General features: G+C 44.0%; 20 protein-coding genes and 1 pseudogene. 8 read left to right on the top strand and 13 right to left on the bottom strand.

Annotated features, from left to right (window positions below):
- Window positions 1-249 precede the first annotated feature (249 nt).
- A complete protein-coding gene (locus tag ACOAOT_RS00765; RefSeq protein ID WP_104438244.1) occupies window positions 250-495 on the top strand; it encodes an HPr family phosphocarrier protein in 246 nt (81 codons plus the stop codon).
- Window positions 496-585: 90 nt separating this feature from the next.
- Here ACOAOT_RS00765 and ACOAOT_RS00760 read toward each other — a convergent pair whose 3' ends face one another.
- The 5 genes from ACOAOT_RS00760 to ACOAOT_RS00740 form a co-directional block, all read right to left on the bottom strand.
- The gene (locus tag ACOAOT_RS00760) at window positions 586-1419 is read right to left on the bottom strand and encodes an undecaprenyl-diphosphate phosphatase (protein WP_420215184.1); all 834 of its coding nucleotides are present in this window, start codon (window positions 1417-1419) and stop codon (window positions 586-588) included.
- A 15-nt stretch (window positions 1420-1434) separates the two neighbouring features.
- Entirely contained in the window at window positions 1435-2109 is a 675-nt protein-coding gene (locus tag ACOAOT_RS00755; protein WP_420215183.1) for a uracil-DNA glycosylase, read from the bottom strand.
- Window positions 2110-2127: 18 nt separating this feature from the next.
- A complete protein-coding gene (hisF, locus tag ACOAOT_RS00750; RefSeq protein WP_420215182.1) occupies window positions 2128-2889 on the bottom strand; it encodes an imidazole glycerol phosphate synthase subunit HisF in 762 nt (253 codons plus the stop codon).
- A gap of 12 nt (window positions 2890-2901) precedes the next feature.
- The gene (gene hisH, locus ACOAOT_RS00745; protein WP_420215180.1) at window positions 2902-3510 is read right to left on the bottom strand and encodes an imidazole glycerol phosphate synthase subunit HisH; all 609 of its coding nucleotides are present in this window, start codon (window positions 3508-3510) and stop codon (window positions 2902-2904) included.
- 72 nt (window positions 3511-3582) lie between these two features.
- Window positions 3583-4200 (bottom strand): hypothetical protein, encoded by a 618-nt coding sequence (locus tag ACOAOT_RS00740; protein ID WP_420215179.1) that lies wholly within the window; start codon window positions 4198-4200, stop codon window positions 3583-3585.
- Window positions 4201-4351: 151 nt separating this feature from the next.
- Between ACOAOT_RS00740 and ACOAOT_RS00735 the strand changes: the two genes are divergently transcribed.
- From ACOAOT_RS00735 to ACOAOT_RS00725, 3 genes are read left to right on the top strand one after another with little or no spacing between them, the layout of a single operon-like run.
- Window positions 4352-4783, top strand: a complete 432-nt coding sequence (locus ACOAOT_RS00735; protein ID WP_420215178.1) for a DUF4430 domain-containing protein — start codon at window positions 4352-4354, stop codon at window positions 4781-4783.
- Window positions 4780-5295, top strand: coding sequence for a hypothetical protein (locus ACOAOT_RS00730; protein WP_420215177.1), 516 nt, complete (start codon window positions 4780-4782; stop codon window positions 5293-5295). Before ACOAOT_RS00735 ends, ACOAOT_RS00730 begins: the two co-directional genes overlap by 4 nt.
- A gap of 19 nt (window positions 5296-5314) precedes the next feature.
- Window positions 5315-6520: a class I SAM-dependent rRNA methyltransferase gene (locus ACOAOT_RS00725; RefSeq protein WP_420215175.1), complete on the top strand. Its 1206-nt coding sequence runs from the start codon at window positions 5315-5317 to the stop codon at window positions 6518-6520.
- A gap of 55 nt (window positions 6521-6575) precedes the next feature.
- Here ACOAOT_RS00725 and ACOAOT_RS00720 read toward each other — a convergent pair whose 3' ends face one another.
- The 8 genes and pseudogenes from ACOAOT_RS00720 to ACOAOT_RS00685 all read right to left on the bottom strand — a co-directional run bounded on the left by ACOAOT_RS00720 (window position 6576) and on the right by ACOAOT_RS00685 (window position 14660).
- The gene (locus ACOAOT_RS00720) at window positions 6576-8513 is read right to left on the bottom strand and encodes an oxidoreductase (protein WP_420215174.1); all 1938 of its coding nucleotides are present in this window, start codon (window positions 8511-8513) and stop codon (window positions 6576-6578) included.
- A gap of 136 nt (window positions 8514-8649) precedes the next feature.
- Window positions 8650-10209 carry a PucR family transcriptional regulator gene (locus ACOAOT_RS00715; protein ID WP_420215173.1) on the bottom strand — a complete coding sequence of 520 codons (1560 nt, stop codon included), beginning with the start codon at window positions 10207-10209 and terminating at the stop codon, window positions 8650-8652.
- A gap of 77 nt (window positions 10210-10286) precedes the next feature.
- The gene (locus tag ACOAOT_RS00710) at window positions 10287-11237 is read right to left on the bottom strand and encodes a polysaccharide deacetylase family protein (protein ID WP_420215172.1); all 951 of its coding nucleotides are present in this window, start codon (window positions 11235-11237) and stop codon (window positions 10287-10289) included.
- A gap of 169 nt (window positions 11238-11406) precedes the next feature.
- Window positions 11407-12132, bottom strand: a complete 726-nt coding sequence (locus ACOAOT_RS00705; protein ID WP_420215171.1) for a PHP domain-containing protein — start codon at window positions 12130-12132, stop codon at window positions 11407-11409.
- Window positions 12119-12463: a hypothetical protein gene (locus ACOAOT_RS00700; protein WP_420215170.1), complete on the bottom strand. Its 345-nt coding sequence runs from the start codon at window positions 12461-12463 to the stop codon at window positions 12119-12121. Before ACOAOT_RS00700 ends, ACOAOT_RS00705 begins: the two co-directional genes overlap by 14 nt.
- Window positions 12441-13854 (bottom strand): annotated as a pseudogene (locus ACOAOT_RS00695) ([Fe-Fe] hydrogenase large subunit C-terminal domain-containing protein). The gene ACOAOT_RS00700 and the pseudogene ACOAOT_RS00695 overlap by 23 nt, the downstream one beginning before the upstream one ends.
- Window positions 13855-13890: 36 nt before the next feature.
- Window positions 13891-14310 (bottom strand): ATP-binding protein, encoded by a 420-nt coding sequence (locus ACOAOT_RS00690; RefSeq protein ID WP_420215169.1) that lies wholly within the window; start codon window positions 14308-14310, stop codon window positions 13891-13893.
- Window positions 14311-14312: 2 nt separating this feature from the next.
- Entirely contained in the window at window positions 14313-14660 is a 348-nt protein-coding gene (locus tag ACOAOT_RS00685) for a DRTGG domain-containing protein (protein WP_420215168.1), read from the bottom strand.
- Between the two features lie 209 nt (window positions 14661-14869).
- Here ACOAOT_RS00685 and ACOAOT_RS00680 point away from each other — a divergent pair, with 209 nt between their 5' ends.
- The 4 genes from ACOAOT_RS00680 to nuoF are packed head-to-tail and all read left to right on the top strand — an operon-like array spanning window position 14870 to window position 18136.
- Window positions 14870-15364 carry an NADH-quinone oxidoreductase subunit NuoE family protein gene (locus ACOAOT_RS00680; RefSeq protein WP_104438260.1) on the top strand — a complete coding sequence of 165 codons (495 nt, stop codon included), beginning with the start codon at window positions 14870-14872 and terminating at the stop codon, window positions 15362-15364.
- Between the two features lie 12 nt (window positions 15365-15376).
- Window positions 15377-15934 carry an ATP-binding protein gene (locus tag ACOAOT_RS00675; protein ID WP_420215167.1) on the top strand — a complete coding sequence of 186 codons (558 nt, stop codon included), beginning with the start codon at window positions 15377-15379 and terminating at the stop codon, window positions 15932-15934.
- Window positions 15935-15958: 24 nt separating this feature from the next.
- Window positions 15959-16336 (top strand): (2Fe-2S) ferredoxin domain-containing protein, encoded by a 378-nt coding sequence (locus tag ACOAOT_RS00670; RefSeq protein ID WP_117415917.1) that lies wholly within the window; start codon window positions 15959-15961, stop codon window positions 16334-16336.
- A gap of 12 nt (window positions 16337-16348) precedes the next feature.
- Window positions 16349-18136, top strand: a complete 1788-nt coding sequence (gene nuoF, locus ACOAOT_RS00665; protein ID WP_420215166.1) for an NADH-quinone oxidoreductase subunit NuoF — start codon at window positions 16349-16351, stop codon at window positions 18134-18136.
- Window positions 18137-18153: the final 17 nt, after the last annotated feature.

Below are 18153 nucleotides of genomic sequence, written 5' to 3'. Positions count from 1 at the left end.
GGTTCTTTGAAATTGTTTGCATAAAAAAATTACCCTGCCATTGTTTTATGACAAGGTAATTTATTTATATAATTAGAACATCACAATCTATCGGGGCAGGCATACACCAAAAAGCATGTCCTTTTTTATTTTCACTCTTGTAATTTCAAATAGAATTGAGTAAAATGAAACTACCAGAGTTACCCCTATACGTAACGTTTCATAAGCCCACACCGGCGTGTCCGGTGCTAAAGAGAAGGAGGTACGGATATGCGGACGATGAATGTCGATATCCAGCTGCGTACCATTCCCATTCCGCTGGCACTCCTGATCAATACTGCCAATGCATTTATGTGCGATATCTATATTGATTACGGGTTGACCAGAGTTAATGTTAAAGACTACGATGAAATGAAGATGGGACTGGTTACACAGAATCGGAATTTATTATTTAACTTCGACGGCGAAGATGAGTTGGCCGCTGAAGGGCGGATCGGAATGCTGTTTAGACCGTAGCCGTCGGAAAGGAACCCATATGACCTACAATACAAAAGAGAGTTGACCGCGGCGATTGGCCGGCGGACAGCTCTCTTTTTCATGGTTCCCTTAACCGAGGAATGCGGTTACACCAAAATACAAAAGTACAATTGCCCCAAGGACAATTCTGTAATATCCAAAAAATTTAAAATCATGCTGTCTGATATATCCCATAAGAAACTTAATCGCATACACAGAAACGGCAAATGCCACAACCATTCCCAAAATCAGATAAAAAACCTGAGCTCCTGAAAAATTAAAACCGAATTTCACAATCTTTAAAAGGCTGGCACCAAACATAACCGGGATCCCAAGAAAGAATGAAAATTCCGCTGATGCCGCCCTGGAGCAGCCCAAAATCATTGCACCAAGTATGGTGGAACCGGAACGGGAGGTACCGGGAATTAAGGAAAGCAGCTGGAACAAACCAATATAAAGAGCTGTCTGGTAAGATATCTCTCCCACCTTCTGCACTTCAAAGTTTCGGTACTTATTCCGGTTCTCAATCACCAGAAAGAGAACACCGTATATAATTAAAGTCGCTGCTACTACATAGCCGTTCATTAAATATTTATCCAGGATGTCATCCACTAATATTCCAATCACAGCTGCAGGCAGACATGCCAGTATAATCTTGCTCCATAAAATAAATGTTGCTTTTTTCTGAGCCGCCTTTTTTCTTGGGGAAAATGGATTTAACCTGTCAAAATACAATACTACTACTGCAAGAATTGCCCCCAGCTGAATCACAACCAGAAACATATTTTTATAACTGTCCGGCTGGTTTAAATGAATGATCTCATCTACTAAAATCATATGACCGGTGCTGCTGATTGGCAGCCATTCTGTAAATCCTTCCACGATTCCCAGAACGATAACTTTTAATATCTCAATTATATTCATCTTAATTCCTCTATTTTAAATATTTTCTATCTGCCAGTCAATTGGAGTCATTCCATTTGCTTCCAGATAAGCATTGGTTTTGCTGAAATGTTTGCATCCAAAGAATCCTCTGTAAGCAGAAAGAGGACTGGGATGTGGTGCTTCCAGTATTAAGTGTTTGGGATTTGTAAGCATTGCCTTCTTATTCTGTGCGGGACGCCCCCATAAAAGAAAGACCATAGGGCGATCCTGCTCATTTAAAATCTTAATAGCCGCATCGGTAAAAGTCTCCCAGCCAATTCCCTGATGGGAGTTAGCTGCATGTGCTCTTACAGTCAATACGGTATTCAGTAACATAATTCCCTGGTCTGCCCATTTTTTTAAGTATCCGTTATTAGGAACCTCACAGCCTAAATCCTCTCTCAGTTCCTGATAGATATTCACCAGTGACGGCGGAATATCCACATCAGGCTTCACAGAAAAGCACAGGCCATGAGCCTGACCCACGTTGTGATAAGGATCCTGCCCCAGTATTACCACCTTAACCTTGGAAAGGGGGGTAAACTGAAACGCATTGAATATGTCATTGGGGTCTGGAAAAACCTGGGTTGTTTCGTACTCTTTCCTCACCTTCTGATAAAGTTCTCTGTAATATGGCTTTTTAAACTCCCCGTTTAAGGGTTCCAGCCAGTCGTTATCAATTGCTCCCATTTTTTCTCCTTTGCATCTTTAAATCCGAACCGGTACTCCTTTCTCTGATAAGTACCGTTTTAACTCCATAATTTCCAGTTCTTTGTAATGAAATAGAGAGGCCGCCAGAGCCGCATCTGCCTTGCCCTCTGTAAGAGCACTGTGAAAATGCTCCATGGTTCCAGCCCCGCCTGACGCAATAACCGGAACGGATACAGACTCTGCAATAATCCGGTTCAGTTCATCATCATAACCAGCTTTTGTGCCGTCACAGTCCATGCTGGTGAGCAGAATCTCTCCGGCTCCCAGACGGTCTGCTTTTATAGCCCACTCTACGGCATCCAGTCCCGTATCGATTCTTCCGCCGTTCTTAAAGACATTCCAGCCGCTTCCATCTGACCGTCTTCTTGCATCAATGGCAACCACCACGCACTGGCGTCCAAACTTATCAGCAGCATCAGAAATCAATCTGGGTGTATTAATTGCAGAGGAATTGATGGAAATCTTATCCGCCCCTTCCCGTAAAAGCATCTTAAAATCCTCTACTGTCCGGATTCCTCCGCCTACCGTAAATGGAATAAAGACCTTCTCAGCAACCCGGCGCACCATATCAACCACTGTATTCCGGTTATCGGAGGAAGCCGTAATATCAAGAAATACCAGCTCATCTGCCCCTGCTTTATCATAGGCGGCTGCGATTTCCACCGGATCTCCGGCATCCTGTAAATTAACGAAATTAACACCCTTTACCACTCTTGCGTTGTGCACATCCAGACATGGAATAATTCGTTTTGTAAGCATCCGGTTCCTCCTTTAAGTCAGTTCAATGAAGTTTTTCAGTATCTTAAGACCGGTATCTCCGCTCTTTTCCGGGTGGAACTGGCAGGCAAATATATTATCCCGTTCCACCGATGCCCCAAAAGCCACACCGTACTCACAGGAGGCGGCAACATCCGATTCCCTGTCTGCCTCTAAATAATATGAATGGACAAAATAAACATATGCACCGGAATCCAGACCTTTAAAAAGTCTTGCGCCCGGCCTGATTGTCAGACTGTTCCAGCCCATATGGGGAACCTTAAGCCCGGACTGATCCGGAAAACGAACAATTTTTCCCGGAAGAATAGAAAGTCCTTTGACTCCTTCACATTCCTCACTGCTGTCAAATAACAGCTGCTGCCCCAGGCAGATTCCCAGAAAAGGAGTTCCTTTTTCTGTAACCTTCCGGATCACATCTGGCAGGTCATACTGGCAAAGTTTATCCATGGCGTCGCCAAATGCTCCCACACCTGGTAGAATCACTTTGTCTGCTGCAAGTATGGTTTCCTTATCCCTGGTCACCACTGGTATCTCCCCTAACGAAGTAAGGGCTTTTTCCACACTTTTTAAGTTTCCGGCATCATAGTCAATAATCGCAATCATGGCAGCCACCTCTTTTTCGCCTTTTTCCAATATTCTAACACAGTCCCTGATCCTGCACAACGCAAAACGTTACTAAATGCTTTCTAAGAATTCCACGGAATTTACAGGAATTGATTCTGCCTTTTCCCGCAGCCCTTCGGAAAGCTGTGCAAAACTTCCATGAATGCGGTACAGAAATGCCTTGTTATTTACAGAAGCCGTTTTCTCAAAAGGCCACCGGATTACAGTCGGCGTCTGAAATCCCACACCAAGCTCTAAGATCACAAGTTTTTTATTCAGTGTTCCTGCCAGCCATCTGGTATAGGCATTCCACTGGGGGAGATACCCCTCTTCAATATAAGTTTCCGCCTGAATGGTATTTCCAGTCAGCGTTTCTCCACAATGAGGGCAGATATCATCAGGAATCTCTCCAGGTTCCCAGATGTCTTTCGTACAGGCTTTGGAACACTGTCTCCAGGTTACATTGCCACAGGGTGCCACCATACGTTTTGGATCCAGACCTGACTTCATCAACTCCCCATTGGTCAGTGTTGTGACAATAAAATAATCCTTGTCTTTTATAAGTCCGCCCAGTTTTTCATAAAGGCTGTCTTCCCCACCAGCGATAATGCCGTTCCATTCCTCTCCGATTCCAATTAACAGCTTTTCACATTCCTTTATTTCATTTAATATCTGCTCTTTTAAAGCCATACGTTATCCACCTTCTTTTCTACAGTACTGATCCATTATACATCACTTAAGTTTTTAAGAAAAGATAGAAATTCTCACCTTGCGGCGGTGCTCTCTTCTATGCTATACTAATCTGTGCTATTTGAATAATGAAAAAGGAAGTCAGCATAACATGAATCGATTCAAAAGGCTCTCTCCCTTTTTGGGAGGCTGTACCGCGATAGCAGTCCTGGCACTGCTGTTAGTCATCTATACTCTGACAAGGCCGGTTCCTATGGCGGGAACCAAGAACATTACCGTAGATGTAGTATATAAGGATGGGACAACAGACCACTATCAGTTAAAGACGGAAGCCCAGTTCTTACTGGAAGCCATAAACGCCATACCAGGTCTTACTCTGGAAGGAACCACCACCGAGGAAACGGGCCTGATGGTGATTAAAATTAATGGCAAGCAGGCCGATTATAAAAAAGACGGTGCCTACTGGGCTCTTCTTTGTGACGGAGAACCATGCAATTACGGCGTCAGCCAGCAGGCGATTAAGGACGGGGAACACTACACCTTTCAGTACACCCTCTCTGATGGTAAAGGCGGCGGGTCATGAAACAATATCGTCCCATTACCACAAAGAATCTGGTAATTGATGGGTTTTTAAGTTCGCTGTTACTGATCAGTCAGGTAAGCTTATCCTGGCTGCCCAATGTGGAGCTGGTTTCTTTGTTTTTAATTTTATACACTTTGGTATTTGGCAGACACGTATGGATTATCCTGTACGTGTTTGTTCTATTGGAAGGATTATTCTGGGGAATTGGCATATGGTGGTTTTCTTACCTGTATGTGTGGGCGATTATACCAGCCGCCATTTTTCTTCTATATAATAAGAACTGCCCATCACCATTCTCCGCCGCGCTTCTGTCAGGAACCTTTGGTATGCTGTTTGGTTTATGTTCCTCTCTGCCCACACTTCTGACCGGGGGCCTGTATGCAGCCTTTGTCTGGTGGACTGCCGGAATACCATTTGACATCCTCCACGGTATGGGGAATTTCACTATTTCACTTATTTTATTTAAGCCCTTATATCAGCTGCTCGTCCGGCTGAAACGGCATCAATCATAAAACAAAGGAGTATCAGACTATGGAAACAGCTATCGTAAGAATTAAAAAGGGAGAAGGACGGTCATTAAAAGCCGGAGGAATGTGGATTTTTGATAACGAAATTGATACCATAACAGGAGATTATACCAACGGAGATATCATTACTGTCCATGATTTTGACGGCTACGTTCTAGGCCGGGGCTTTATTAATACCAACTCCAAAATCACAGTCCGCATGATGACACGAAAAAAAGATGTGGAGATCAATGAGGATTTCATTGAAATGCGGGTACGAAACGCATGGGAATACCGGAAAACTACTGTAGACACCAGCAGCTGCCGGATCATCTTCGGAGAAGCCGATTTTCTTCCAGGAATCGTAGTGGACAAGTTCTCTGATGTTCTGGTAGTGGAATCTCTTGCGCTGGGTATTGACCGCTTAAAACCTGTGATTCTTGAAAAGCTGAAAAATATTTTTGCAGAAGACGGAATTCAGATCCGGGGTATCTATGAACGCAGTGATGCCAAGGTACGGCTTCAGGAAGGGATGGAACGATTTAAGGGATTCATCGGAGAGCCATTTGATACTAAGGTTGAGATTACAGAGAACGATGTTAAATATATGGTGGATGTGGAAGACGGCCAGAAAACAGGATTCTTTCTGGACCAGAAGTACAACCGGCTTGCCATTAAACGCTTATGCAGGGACAAACGGGTTTTAGACTGCTTTACCCATACCGGATCCTTTGCCTTAAATGCGGGTATCGCAGGTGCAAAAGAAGTAATTGGAGTCGATGCATCGGAACTTGGGGTTGAGCAGGCAAGGGAGAATGCAGAGTTAAACGGACTTTCCGATCGTGTCTCCTTCCGCTGTGCCGATGTTTTTGAACTCCTGCCCGAGCTTGAGAAATCCGGGGAAAAATTCGATGTGGTGATTCTTGACCCTCCCGCGTTTACCAAGTCCAGAAACTCCGTAAAAAACGCAGTGAAGGGGTATCGGGAAATCAATATCCGGGGATTAAAGCTTGTTACAGATGGCGGTTATTTAGCCACCTGCTCCTGCTCTCATTTCATGACCCCCGAGTTGTTTACCAAAACCATAAGAGAAGCGGCTGTTAGCGCTCATAAGCGCCTGCGTCAGGTGGAATACCGCACCCAGTCTGCAGACCACCCAATTCTCTGGAGCGGAGACGAAAATTCTTACTACCTGAAATTTTATATTTTTCAGGTTTGTGACGAGAAATAATCATTTAAAAACAGGGCAGGTTAATCCTCTTATAGGATTCCTGCCCTGTAATTCATTATCTTACAGACATAGCCGCATACATACCGCTTCTCACGGCGCCGCCTACTTTTCCTACTTTTGCACAATCACCAATCAGGCGTACCTTATTATGGTATTTTGCATCAATGGCTTTCGCGGTTTCATTGTTAGGAAGCATTCCAAAGGAAGCTACCACTGTGTTTCCTTCAAGGAAAACCTCTTTTCCATCTTTTCCCATAGCCCGAACACCTTCAGCCGTGATTTCAAGCACCTTATGTCCCGTATAAAGTTCTACTTTATTCTCTAAAAGCATTGGTATTAAGGATGCTTTGTTAATCATATGATCTCCAGCTGCCATTTCATCAAGCATTTCAATAATGGCCACCTTCTTACCCCTTAATGCAGTTTCCAAAGCACTGTCACAGGAGGACAGACCACCGCCGCAATAAATGATTTTTTCACCTTTCAGCTTGTTCTCATCCAAATGTGCTTCCAGAACATTAATTGCACGTTCAATACCCTTAATTGGGGGCATCATTGGAATTGCTCCGGTAGCAACGATGATCGCATCCGCCTTCTCAAACACTGGATCATCTTCCCCTATTTCCGTATTCACATGTACTGCAACTCCCGTTAACTCCAGCTGGCGCTTATACCAGGTAATCAGTTCACGCAGCTGACTCTTAAAAGGAGGAGTTGCTGCACTGCGTAACTGTCCCCCTAGATCACTCTCTTTTTCAAACAAGTCAACCTTATGTCCCATAAGCGCCGCTGTTCTGGCAGCTTCCATTCCACCAGGACCTCCTCCGATTACGACTACATGCTGCTGTTTATCCACCTTTTCAAGTTTAAAACGTTTCTCGAACCCAGTGGCTGGATTGACGGAGCAGCTGATTTTCGTCAGTCTGGTGAGAATTCTTCCGATGCAGTCATCGTTACAGCGAATACAGGGACGAACTTCATCACGTCTGTCAGTTAAAATTTTGTTTGCCATCTCCGGTTCAGCGATTAAAGGTCTTCCCATCAAAACAAAATCAGCATTTCCGCTTTCAATTAACTGAACGGCTGTTTCCGGAGTGTGGTTACCGGCATTTAAAAGTGGAATTTTAACCGCCTTACGTGCAACCTCACAAACATCTGCCATACAGGCATCACCCAGATAGGCGGGTGGAAATATATAATCAATATTTTCATAGCTTCCGCTGTCAATATCCAATGCATCGACTCCTGCTTTTTCCAGTTCCTGCATAAGGGGAATGGTTTCTTCAAAAGTACGTCCGCCTTCAAAATTATGCTTTACTGCCATTCGAAACAGGATAGGCATATCTTGTCCCACTGCTTCCCGTATGGATTGTACAATTTCAACGGCAAAACGCATACGGTTTTCCGGTGTTCCGCCATACTCATCTGTTCTTTTATTCCAGATTTCTGACATAAACTGGTCAATTAAATATCCTGCATGACCATGAACCTCAATGGCATCAAAACCAGCATCCTTCAGTACTTTTGCAGAGTAGGAAAATTGCTTCATAATAGTCCTTATTTCTTCAACCGTTAATTCGCGGCACATTAAATTCGGATCAAACATGGAAGGAATTGCGGAAGAAGAAACAGGCGCCTTTCCATTTAACATATTAGGAAATGCGTTTTTTCCGGTACCGCAGCTGAGCTGTGCACAGATCTTCGTTCCATAGCGGTGAACTGCTTCCACTAATGTGGTTAACTGAGGAATCACATAGGTATTATCCAGATATCCTTCCATGGAGCCCTGAGCCAGTTCCTGCGTTAAGAATTGGCAGCCCATAATGATCAGTCCGGTTCCCCCTTTTGCCCGCTCTTCAAAATAATCAATTTCATCATCAGCAATGGTTCCGTCAATATGGCCTGAGTTAAGTCCCATTGGTGCCATGGCAATACGATTCTTTACAATCATATTTCCGATTGAAAATGGTGTGTTTAAAATCTCGTAATTCATATGCCGCCTCCGTAAGTATGTTTTTGATAAAATATTAACATATTTATGGTAACATACTTACGGACGTTTATGCATCGTGCATTTATTTAGAAAAATATCAGAAACAATGACATTTCTGCACAAATGATTTTTTATCTCATTTACTGATATATTCTAAGATTTTATAGGAAAAATATAAAGTCATATAACAGTCCCTGTTATAAATATCCACGGATATCAGTTCTTGGATTTTAGACAAACGGTAGTTCATGGTATTTCTGTGAATAAACAGATCATCGGCAGAAGCCACCAGATTCCCCATGTTTATAATGTACGTATATAAACTTTTCAAATAATCTGTTTTATGGTTCTCATCGTATTCTTTTAATCTTAAAATATCCGGGTGGCAATAATGGATCAGATCCTTTTGTTCCTTTATCCGGTCCAGCATATCATAAATTCCATAATCTTCATATCGATAGATACTTAACTCAGCTGCTTCCTTTTTCCCTAAGCGGATGGCTGCCAATGCCTGCTGGTATGCCTCGGGGATCTCCAATATTTCACCAAAACTCTGACTGACACCGGCGCTCATGTGCATCTGCTTTAAATAATCAGTAATGGGCTGAATCTCTTCATTAGTCAGGTATTGGGACTGATTGCAGCCTGTAATAAATATTAAATGATTATCATGAAACATTAACTCTCCATGGGAACCTTTAAAAAGTTTTGATTCTCTTATCAAAGAGATTAAGCTGAATGTTTCCGAATAATGATTGTATTTTATAATAATAAGATATTTTTTCTCCGGCAATTTCCACTGCAGTCTCTTTGCTCTGTCTTTAATCAATTCCGGTTCCGTAAGACTTCCCTGTATCAGATCCGAAATAAAACGGTTCGCCAGCCAGTCATACTGAAAACCTGAGGATTGATTGTTTTTAATCTCATTTGCTATTACATCACATATGAATTCCGTTATCTCCAGATCTTTCTCTGTAAAAAGCCTGTTGGATTCAAGAACTGCAAAATGACCCACAATACGCCGATCCAGCCGTATTGCACAAAATATCCTTCGATATTTGTAACCCTCTCCAAGACTTCCAATCACAGCTTTTTTATTTTGTACTGTTTTTTCTATCCACTGCTTAAAATTATATTTCTGCGTATACTCATAAGTTGTAAATCCCATGTTCCTGTATTCCATCCACGGCAGGTCATCTACTTCCTTAAAATCAGATGCCGCTAACAAGCGGTGATTATTATCTCCCAGCATTACAGGATTTCCTAATAACTCACTGGCTATATCTATAATATAGGGAAGCCCTCTGCCTTGTATAATGGTATTAAAAAGTGCAGCTGGCCGCTCGATTAACGAATACTGGTCCACAAGTATATCCGTAACATTATTGAGCAGTTCCTCCATGGTGATTCCCGGCTGTATATAAACCATATTGGCATGACGTTCCTCATTTACCGCGTGAGAAATATCCAGGTTAAGCGGACACTCAAGCAAAAGAACATTCCTGGGAAAATTATTGCCGGAACTATTGGAAATGTCAGAATACCGGCCAATATAAAGTATATTAGCATCAAAAACCGTAATATGGTCAGTTAATAGTTTCACTCCACGTATAGTCAGATTTTCTTCGCATAAAACCGCCTTTATAATTATTGTTTCATCTAATTTTTCTAATATGTCTTTTATTCTCAGTATCAATTGGCTCACCTTCTCCATATTAAGTAAAAGTACCCTAATAGTAATACTATTAGGGTACAGTTTTCCTTTTTTTATTCTTATCGATAAAACTGTGAATAAACTCCGCCGGAAACCACTCCGCCCCGATAGCTTGCAAGCTCGCTTACGGTAACCAGCTGATATCCCTGCTCGGATAATCTGCGGATAATCTCAACTGCGGCAGCTCCGCTTTGAGGATAGAGTTCATGCATCAGCACAATATCCCCATCTTTCACCCGGCTCATCACTGTCTGTATGGATTTAGCCGTGTTTCGGGTCTTCCAGTCCAGCGTATCAATACTCCACATAATCATAGGCGCATGAACATTCTGAAGAACTGTGCTGTTTTTATTTCCTCCCGGAAGTCTGACTAATACAGGTCTTACACCGCAGACAGCTTGTACGGCATCATTGCAGCGGTTAATCTGGCTTTGAATCTGCTGGGCATTTAACTTGTTTAAATACTTATGCTCATATGTATGATTACCAATCTCATGTCCTTCTGCAGCCATACGCTTTAATTCGTCAGGATAATAGGCTGCCCGGTTTCCTACCACGAAAAAAGTTGCTTTTCCGCCATACTGTGCCAGACTGTCCATAATCTGATTTCCCACCGGAGCGTACGGACCATCATCAAAGGTCAGAGCAACCATTGGTTTGGAAGGATCAATCACTCTCCCAGCAGGTTGTCCCTCCGTTTCGGATGATTCCTGCTGCCCTGCTGTCTCTCCTGTACTTTGACTTTCTGTCTCCGCCTGTGACTGTGTCGCTGTTTCTGCCTGAGTCTCTTCCTGCTTTCCTGGCTTTGTAGAAATATTCCCGTTTTCATCTACCCATCTGGCAACTCCCGGCCCCAGGTCTTCATCTATCCAGCCGCCTCGTACCTGCGTTGTCTCTTGTGCAGCTGCCGCCGTCTCATACGCCATGGACGGAAATGGAGAAGCTGGCACGAAGGCTGTTATAAGGGCAAGGGCTGTCACACCCAGACCCAGTTGTAAAAATTTCTTCATAAAACATCATTCCTTTCCCTGTTACTAATCTCTACTATACAGGAATTAGGGGGAAATGGAAAGTAAAAAGCAAAAAAAGCCCCAAAATACAGTTGTTTTCTGTATTCCGGAGCCTTTTCTTTTACATCCATACAGGAGTAGGAACGACTGCAGCTTCAGTCCCTCATATTTATACAAATCTTCCCTTCAAAAGGGCAGAAATTATCCCTTCCACGCTTTTTTCTTCTACTTCCAGGGGCTGACCCGGCTCTTTGATGTCCCCCAGCTGATGAGCGTCTGAATTCTGAAGAATTGTACAGCACTCAAGATACGGGTTTTGTCTGATCAGTTCAGGAAGACGGTCCCAATTCCTCACTTCCGCCGCCATAAAACGGCTGTCAGGCGGAACAAAACCCAGGTTTGATAACAGGCTGTTGGCGTTTTTGTCCAAATGAGCGGGAAACATAACACCGTCAAAGGAACGGACCAGAGCCCAAAGTCCGTCAAAGGATATCTCTGTGGAGTTAATCAGAAGATTTTCAAACGTGCCTGCTGCTTCATCTTCCTTATTATATATAAACTGATTTCCAAAAATTTCCACGTTATTTGGAAAGGGGATCAGTTTCTTCTCCACATATGCATCGAATTCCATGGCTTTAGACAGTGTAGGAAAGAGACATACCGCATGTACCTCCTCTGACGTGCAAAGCTCCATACCAGGAATTGCGAGAATCCCGAATTCCTCTGCAAAATGTAAAACAGCGGGACAGTTCTTGCAGGAATTGTGGTCTGTGACCGCAATCACTTCAAGTCCTTTTAACGCTGCCATTCCTACGATATTACCAGGTGTCATATCGTCATCGCCGCAGGGGGATAAGCAGGAATGAATATGGAGGTCATATTCAAGCGTCTTCATGGGAAAGCCTTTTTTCAATCAGCAGAGCTGCTTCAAAAATAGGAAGCCCGGTTTTCATTACTGTAATATTCTGTTCGATTGCCTTTTGTTTTGCGGCCTCGTCAGGTGCTACTCCCTCTGCAAGAATCACACAGGCGGCATCCGTTAAAGACGCAACAGCTAAGGTGTTCATATTTCCCATAACAGTCACCCATGCACACCCCTCAGGCGCTTTGCCCATGGCAATACTTAATAAATCACAGCAAAATGGTTTTGTAATCCTTCTGTCCGTTCTCTCACCTACATGAATCGTCTCAAATTCTCCAGTATCAATCAATTCCCTTATCGTCATTTTGATTTCTCCCCTCTTTCCTGTCAAGCTGGTTCATTTCATCAGAAATCCTTACTATATATGAAGTCATGGCTCTGAATTTACTGTAGCTGTCTCCATCTCCCTCCTCAATATCAGCTGCCAGTCTGGCAACCTCCTTTGTCAGCTTATGAACATTATCCCGGAGGAAATAGATGCAGTCCGACTCCGCGGCTTCCCCTCTGACAATATCTTCTGCCAGTGCCTTACAGGTGGGAGCACCGCAGGAACCGCAATCAAGTCCCGGAAATTTCTTCAGAAGCCGTTCTACCTGATTGAGCCTTGCAAAGCTTTCCATCATGGTGTCACCCAGGTGAAATACCGGCTCATACTGGACCAGTACTGGTCCATCTCACAAGTTCTTCCCCTTCTGATTCCATATGGCTTCTTGCCACAGGCATATATTTACGCAGGCGCTTTAACTTTACCTCCGCTACATAAGGGTTTTCTACAGTAAGAACCCCTCCCACGCAGCCACCGTTACAGGCATTTAACTCCACAAATTTCAAATTGGTAAATTTCTGGTCTTCCATATCCTCCAGAACCCGTATAACATTCTCAATCCCGTCTGCAGCCAGATAATCCTCTGTAAAGAGACCGCTTGCTTCTCCTCCGCTTCTTCCCCAGCTGACGCCGATTTTCCCCGACGTTCCGATCTCCGGCGGTTCATCTCCCACCGCTTTCATGCAGGAAAGAAGCCGTGGATAAACATCTTTAATTGCAAGGACTTTATCCACTTCACTGTGATCTGTTCCCAGGGGAGCACGGGCATAAGTTACCTTTGACGGACATGGTGAAATAAATATGATCCCAATCTTTTCCCTGGGCAGTCCGGTCTTTTCCATGGCTCTTCTCACTGCAAGTATGGCAGCCACCTCAACTGGCGGATTAAGCGGCAGAAGATTGGGGATTAAATTAGGAAAACGAACGCGGATGAGCCGTACCACGGAAGGGCATGCTGTACTAATAACCGGAAGCTTATCCGGGTTCTTGCTTAAATACTCCCTGGTTGCCTCACTGACCAGTTCCGCTGCCGCGCTCACTTCAAATACATCATCGAATCCCATAAGCAGCAGTGCATTAAGCACAATGTTCACATCATCTAAGTTATTAAACTGGCTGTACAAAGATGGTGCCGGCAGGGCAACCGTGTATTCAAACTGCTTTAAATCCTCCATGGTATCGTAAATGGCATGTTTGGCGTGATGAGGGCATACACGGATGCACTCACCGCAGTCGATACAGAATTTACTGTTAATCTGTGCTTTTTTATTTCTGACCCTGATCGCCTGGGTGGGGCAGCGCTTAATGCAGTTAATGCAGCCCATGCAGAGATCCTCATCAAGTCTTACAGAATGATAAAATTTATCCAATGGCTCACCTCTTTTTAGCAATCCATATTTTTGCGGCTACAGATTCACCACCATTCGAATGGTGGTTCCTTCTCCAATCACCGTATGTATCTCCATCTCATCGGAATACTTTTTCATATTGGGCAGTCCCATTCCCGCACCGAAACCAAGGGAGCGAACCGCATCCGGAGCTGTGGAATATCCGGCCTGCATGGCAAGATCAATATCCGGAATGCCGGGACCAACATCTTCTAAAACCATCTCAATCCGTTCTGTTGATATGTGTACCGTGATCTCCCCGCCTTTGGCGTGTATTACCATATTGATCTCTCCTTCATACATGGCAATGGCAACCTTGCGAACGGCTTCCGGTGTAACACCCATTTTTTTCAATTTGCTCTTCACATCGCTGCTGGCCTCTCCCGCTCTTGTAAAATCATCCGGAGAAATCGTATAATGAAACGTAATCATATCCATAATTAAATCGCACCTCCGTGTAGTCCTGCCTCATAGAGCATTCCGCAGGCAGAAAACATGCGGTGCCCGGTGGACAGGAGAATAATCCCCCTCTCAGCCGCCATCTGAAGCATGGCTTCATCCGGCTTTTTCCCTCTTACAAACACGATGCACACAATATCAAGCATTTCAGCAGTCCGAACCACCTGGGGGTTACATAGTCCTGTGAGCAGTACAGAATGATCCTTTGAATAAGCAAGCACATCACTCATCATGTCAGAACCACAGGCGCTTTTCACCTCCTCAGACATATGCTCCTCTCCCACCAGCACTTTTGCACCCAGTATTTTCCTGATATCTTCGACTGTCATATGGCCCTTTTCCTCCATCCATTCACGCTATTCACACAATTCAAGACATTATTGATAATTATATCATAAATAGTTGCTTAAGTGTATAAATTTCCCACGTAATCATTGTTATTTTTTTGTCGAATCTTGATTAAAACTATAGATTTTTTCTCAATAACATGATAAAATATCAGTTACATTGCATAAGCAACATTGAAGGAGGTTATCAAATGACTTGTAAAAAACAAGGCGTCCAGTTTAACGGGACAAAAGAGCAGGAAGTTGCTTTGAAAGAAATGATTTCCCAGCTCAAAGATACAAAAGGATCTCTTATGCCTATCATGCAGAAGGCACAGGATATCTATGGTTATCTTCCAATTGAAGTTCAGACCATAATTTCTGATGAAACGGGTATTCCCCTTGAGAAGATTTATGGTGTTGCCACTTTTTATGCCCAGTTTGCACTTCAGCCTAAGGGCAAATATCAGGTATCTGTCTGTCTTGGAACCGCATGCTACGTAAAAGGCTCCGGTGACATTTTCCATAAAATTGAGGATATTCTTGGCATCACCAACGGAGAATGCACTCCGGATGGAAAGTTTTCTCTAGACTCCTGCCGCTGCGTAGGCGCCTGCGGTCTGGCTCCTGTCATGATGGTGAACGGAGAAGTTTACGGAAGACTGACAGTCGATGATGTTCCAGGTATTTTAGCCAAATACGAATAATTACATACGCTTATGATGACAGAGATTTCTTTAAATATTTTGGATGTGGCAGAGAACTCCACACGGGCAGGCGCCAGCCTGGTTACCATTCTTGTTTCTGTGAATACCTCTACAGATGAACTGACCGTCCAGCTTTCTGACGACGGCTGCGGAATGACAAAAGAACAGTTAGAGAATGTAACAGACCCGTTTTTTACCACCCGCCAGACCAGAAAGGTCGGTCTTGGTATTCCGTTTTTCAAATATGCAGCGGAATCCACGGGAGGGAGCTTCTCCATCGAATCGAAACCGGGTATCGGAACGAAGACAACTGCTGTATTCGGACTTTCCCACATAGACCGAATGCCCTTAGGTGACATGAACAGTACCATTCAGACACTGATCACCTGCCATCCGAATACAGATTTTCTCTATATCTATCGTTATAACGAAGCGTCCTTTGAGCTGGATACCAGACTCTTTCGGGAGATTCTGGGTGAGATTGCCTTTGACTCACCTGAGGTAGCCGCTTACATAAAGGAATATTTATTTGAAAACAAATTGGAGACTGATGGAGGCGCGGTCATTTAGACCCGTCAGAATTGGAGGATAAACATGAAGACTCTTGAAGAATTAAAAGCAATTCGGGAGAAGATGCAGAGTCAGGTCAGCATGCGCGGAGAAGATCACGCCCGTACCCGTATTTTAGTTGGTATGGCAACATGCGGAATTGCAAGCGGAGCAAGACCTGTTCTTAATAAATTGTCAGATCTGGTTCAGGAGAACCATATGACAGACCGTTTTTCTGTTACCCAGACAGGCTGTATCGGTTTATGCCAGTACGAGCCTATCGTAGAAGTATTAGAACCGGGAAAAGAAAAAGTAACCTACATAAAGATGACAGCGGAGAAGGCAGAGGAAGTTTATAAAGAGCATCTTCTGGGCGGACACGTTGTTCAAAACTACACATTATCATCTGCTGATATCAAATAAGGAGGAATCAGGATGTATCGTTCACATGTATTGGTTTGCGGTGGCACCGGATGTACTTCCTCCGGAAGCCAGCAGATTATGGTTAAATTAAGAGATGAATTAGGAAAGCAGGGTCTTTCCGAAGAAGTATCAGTGGTACAGACAGGCTGTCATGGCCTTTGTGCTCTGGGCCCAATTATGATTATCTACCCAGATGCTACTTTCTATGCAATGGTAAAAGAAGAGGATATTCCGGAGATTGTCAGCGAACACTTATTAAAGGGACGTCCAGTTGAACGCCTTCTTTATGATGAGACAGTAACTCCTACTGGAATCAAAGCCTTAAGTGATACGGATTTCTATAAAAAGCAGCACAGAATCGCTTTAAGAAACTGCGGTGTTATTAATCCGGAAGAAATCGAAGAATACATAGGTACCGGCGGATATCAGGCACTTGGTAAGGTTCTTACCGAGATGACTCCTGATGACGTTATCCAGGTTCTTTTAGACAGTGGATTAAGAGGACGCGGCGGCGCCGGCTTCCCTACCGGTATGAAGTGGAAACTGGCTAAGCAGAATGATGCTGATCAGAAATACGTATGCTGTAACGCAGATGAGGGTGACCCAGGCGCATTCATGGACCGTTCTGTATTAGAGGGAGATCCTCATGCATTACTGGAGGCCATGACCATTGCAGGTTATGCCATCGGTGCTTCCCAGGGTTATATCTATGTCCGTGCCGAGTATCCAATCGCTGTTGACCGTCTTAAAATTGCAATTGCACAGGCAAGAGAGATGGAACTTTTAGGCGACGATATCTTTGGAACAGGCTTTTCCTTTAACATTGATCTCCGTCTGGGTGCAGGTGCTTTCGTTTGCGGCGAGGAGACTGCACTTATGGTATCCATCGAAGGAAACCGTGGTGAACCAAGACCAAGACCTCCGTTCCCTGCTCAGAAAGGTTTATTTGGAAAACCAACCATCTTAAACAATGTTGAGACTTATGCAAATATCCCACAGATCATCTTAAACGGCCCGGAATGGTTTGCAGCCATGGGTACAGAGAAATCCAAGGGAACAAAAGTATTCGCTTTAGGCGGCAAGATCCACAACACCGGTCTGGTAGAAGTTCCTATGGGTACCACACTGCGTGAAATCATCGAGGAAATCGGCGGCGGCATTCCTAACGGTAAGAAGTTTAAAGCTGCTCAGACCGGCGGACCTTCCGGCGGCTGTATTCCTACCGAGCACTACGATATTCCAATTGACTATGACAACCTTCTTGCAATCGGCTCCATGATGGGTTCCGGCGGTCTGATTGTAATGGATGAAACCGACTGTATGGTTGATATCGCGAAATTCTTCTTAGAGTTCACCGTAGAGGAATCCTGTGGTAAATGTACTCCATGCCGTATCGGTACCAAGCGTATGCTTGAGATACTTGACAAGGTTACAAAAGGACAGGCAAAACCGGAAGATATTGACCGTTTAGAGGAACTGTGCTATTACGTGAAAGCTAACTCTGCATGCGGACTTGGCCAGACAGCTCCAAACCCGGTACTTTCTACCTTAAAGTACTTCCGCGACGAATACAATGCCCACATTTATGACAAGAAATGTCCGGCTGGTGTATGTAAGGCACTTCTTTCCTACTACATCGATGCTGACAAGTGCAAGGGCTGTACACTTTGTGCAAGAAACTGTCCTGCTAACGCCATTACCGGCTCCGTAAAGAACCTGCATGTGATTGATCCTGAGAAATGTATCAAGTGCGGCGTTTGTATGGAGAAATGTAAATTCGGCGCTGTCTATAAAAAATAATGGAGGGAGATTGTATC

The organism is Lacrimispora struthionigena, assembly GCF_048627165.1.
Taxonomy (GTDB): Bacteria; Bacillota; Clostridia; order Lachnospirales; family Lachnospiraceae; genus Lacrimispora.
Note: the sequence above shows the minus strand (reverse complement) of the source record. Positions and strands in the feature narration are given on the sequence as shown.

What these genes read in the sequence shown, in the direction of transcription:
- ACOAOT_RS00725 (WP_420215175.1), top strand. Translation starts at nt 5,315, where the DNA reads ATGGAAACAGCTATCGTAAGAATTAAAAAGGGAGAAGGACGGTCATTA.
- ACOAOT_RS00755 (WP_420215183.1), bottom strand. Translation starts at nt 2,109, where the DNA reads ATGGGAGCAATTGATAACGACTGGCTGGAACCCTTAAACGGGGAGTTT.
- ACOAOT_RS00685 (WP_420215168.1), bottom strand. Translation starts at nt 14,660, where the DNA reads ATGACAGTCGAAGATATCAGGAAAATACTGGGTGCAAAAGTGCTGGTG.
- ACOAOT_RS00710 (WP_420215172.1), bottom strand. Translation starts at nt 11,237, where the DNA reads ATGAAGAAATTTTTACAACTGGGTCTGGGTGTGACAGCCCTTGCCCTT.
- ACOAOT_RS00700 (WP_420215170.1), bottom strand. Translation starts at nt 12,463, where the DNA reads ATGACGATAAGGGAATTGATTGATACTGGAGAATTTGAGACGATTCAT.
- ACOAOT_RS00730 (WP_420215177.1), top strand. Translation starts at nt 4,780, where the DNA reads ATGAAACAATATCGTCCCATTACCACAAAGAATCTGGTAATTGATGGG.
- ACOAOT_RS00690 (WP_420215169.1), bottom strand. Translation starts at nt 14,310, where the DNA reads ATGGATATGATTACGTTTCATTATACGATTTCTCCGGATGATTTTACA.
- ACOAOT_RS00740 (WP_420215179.1), bottom strand. Translation starts at nt 4,200, where the DNA reads ATGGCTTTAAAAGAGCAGATATTAAATGAAATAAAGGAATGTGAAAAG.
- nuoF (WP_420215166.1), top strand. Translation starts at nt 16,349, where the DNA reads ATGTATCGTTCACATGTATTGGTTTGCGGTGGCACCGGATGTACTTCC.
- ACOAOT_RS00680 (WP_104438260.1), top strand. Translation starts at nt 14,870, where the DNA reads ATGACTTGTAAAAAACAAGGCGTCCAGTTTAACGGGACAAAAGAGCAG.
- ACOAOT_RS00705 (WP_420215171.1), bottom strand. Translation starts at nt 12,132, where the DNA reads ATGAAGACGCTTGAATATGACCTCCATATTCATTCCTGCTTATCCCCC.
- ACOAOT_RS00735 (WP_420215178.1), top strand. Translation starts at nt 4,352, where the DNA reads ATGAATCGATTCAAAAGGCTCTCTCCCTTTTTGGGAGGCTGTACCGCG.
- hisH (WP_420215180.1), bottom strand. Translation starts at nt 3,510, where the DNA reads ATGATTGCGATTATTGACTATGATGCCGGAAACTTAAAAAGTGTGGAA.
- ACOAOT_RS00765 (WP_104438244.1), top strand. Translation starts at nt 250, where the DNA reads ATGCGGACGATGAATGTCGATATCCAGCTGCGTACCATTCCCATTCCG.
- hisF (WP_420215182.1), bottom strand. Translation starts at nt 2,889, where the DNA reads ATGCTTACAAAACGAATTATTCCATGTCTGGATGTGCACAACGCAAGA.
- ACOAOT_RS00760 (WP_420215184.1), bottom strand. Translation starts at nt 1,419, where the DNA reads ATGAATATAATTGAGATATTAAAAGTTATCGTTCTGGGAATCGTGGAA.
- ACOAOT_RS00720 (WP_420215174.1), bottom strand. Translation starts at nt 8,513, where the DNA reads ATGAATTACGAGATTTTAAACACACCATTTTCAATCGGAAATATGATT.
- ACOAOT_RS00670 (WP_117415917.1), top strand. Translation starts at nt 15,959, where the DNA reads ATGAAGACTCTTGAAGAATTAAAAGCAATTCGGGAGAAGATGCAGAGT.
- ACOAOT_RS00675 (WP_420215167.1), top strand. Translation starts at nt 15,377, where the DNA reads ATGATGACAGAGATTTCTTTAAATATTTTGGATGTGGCAGAGAACTCC.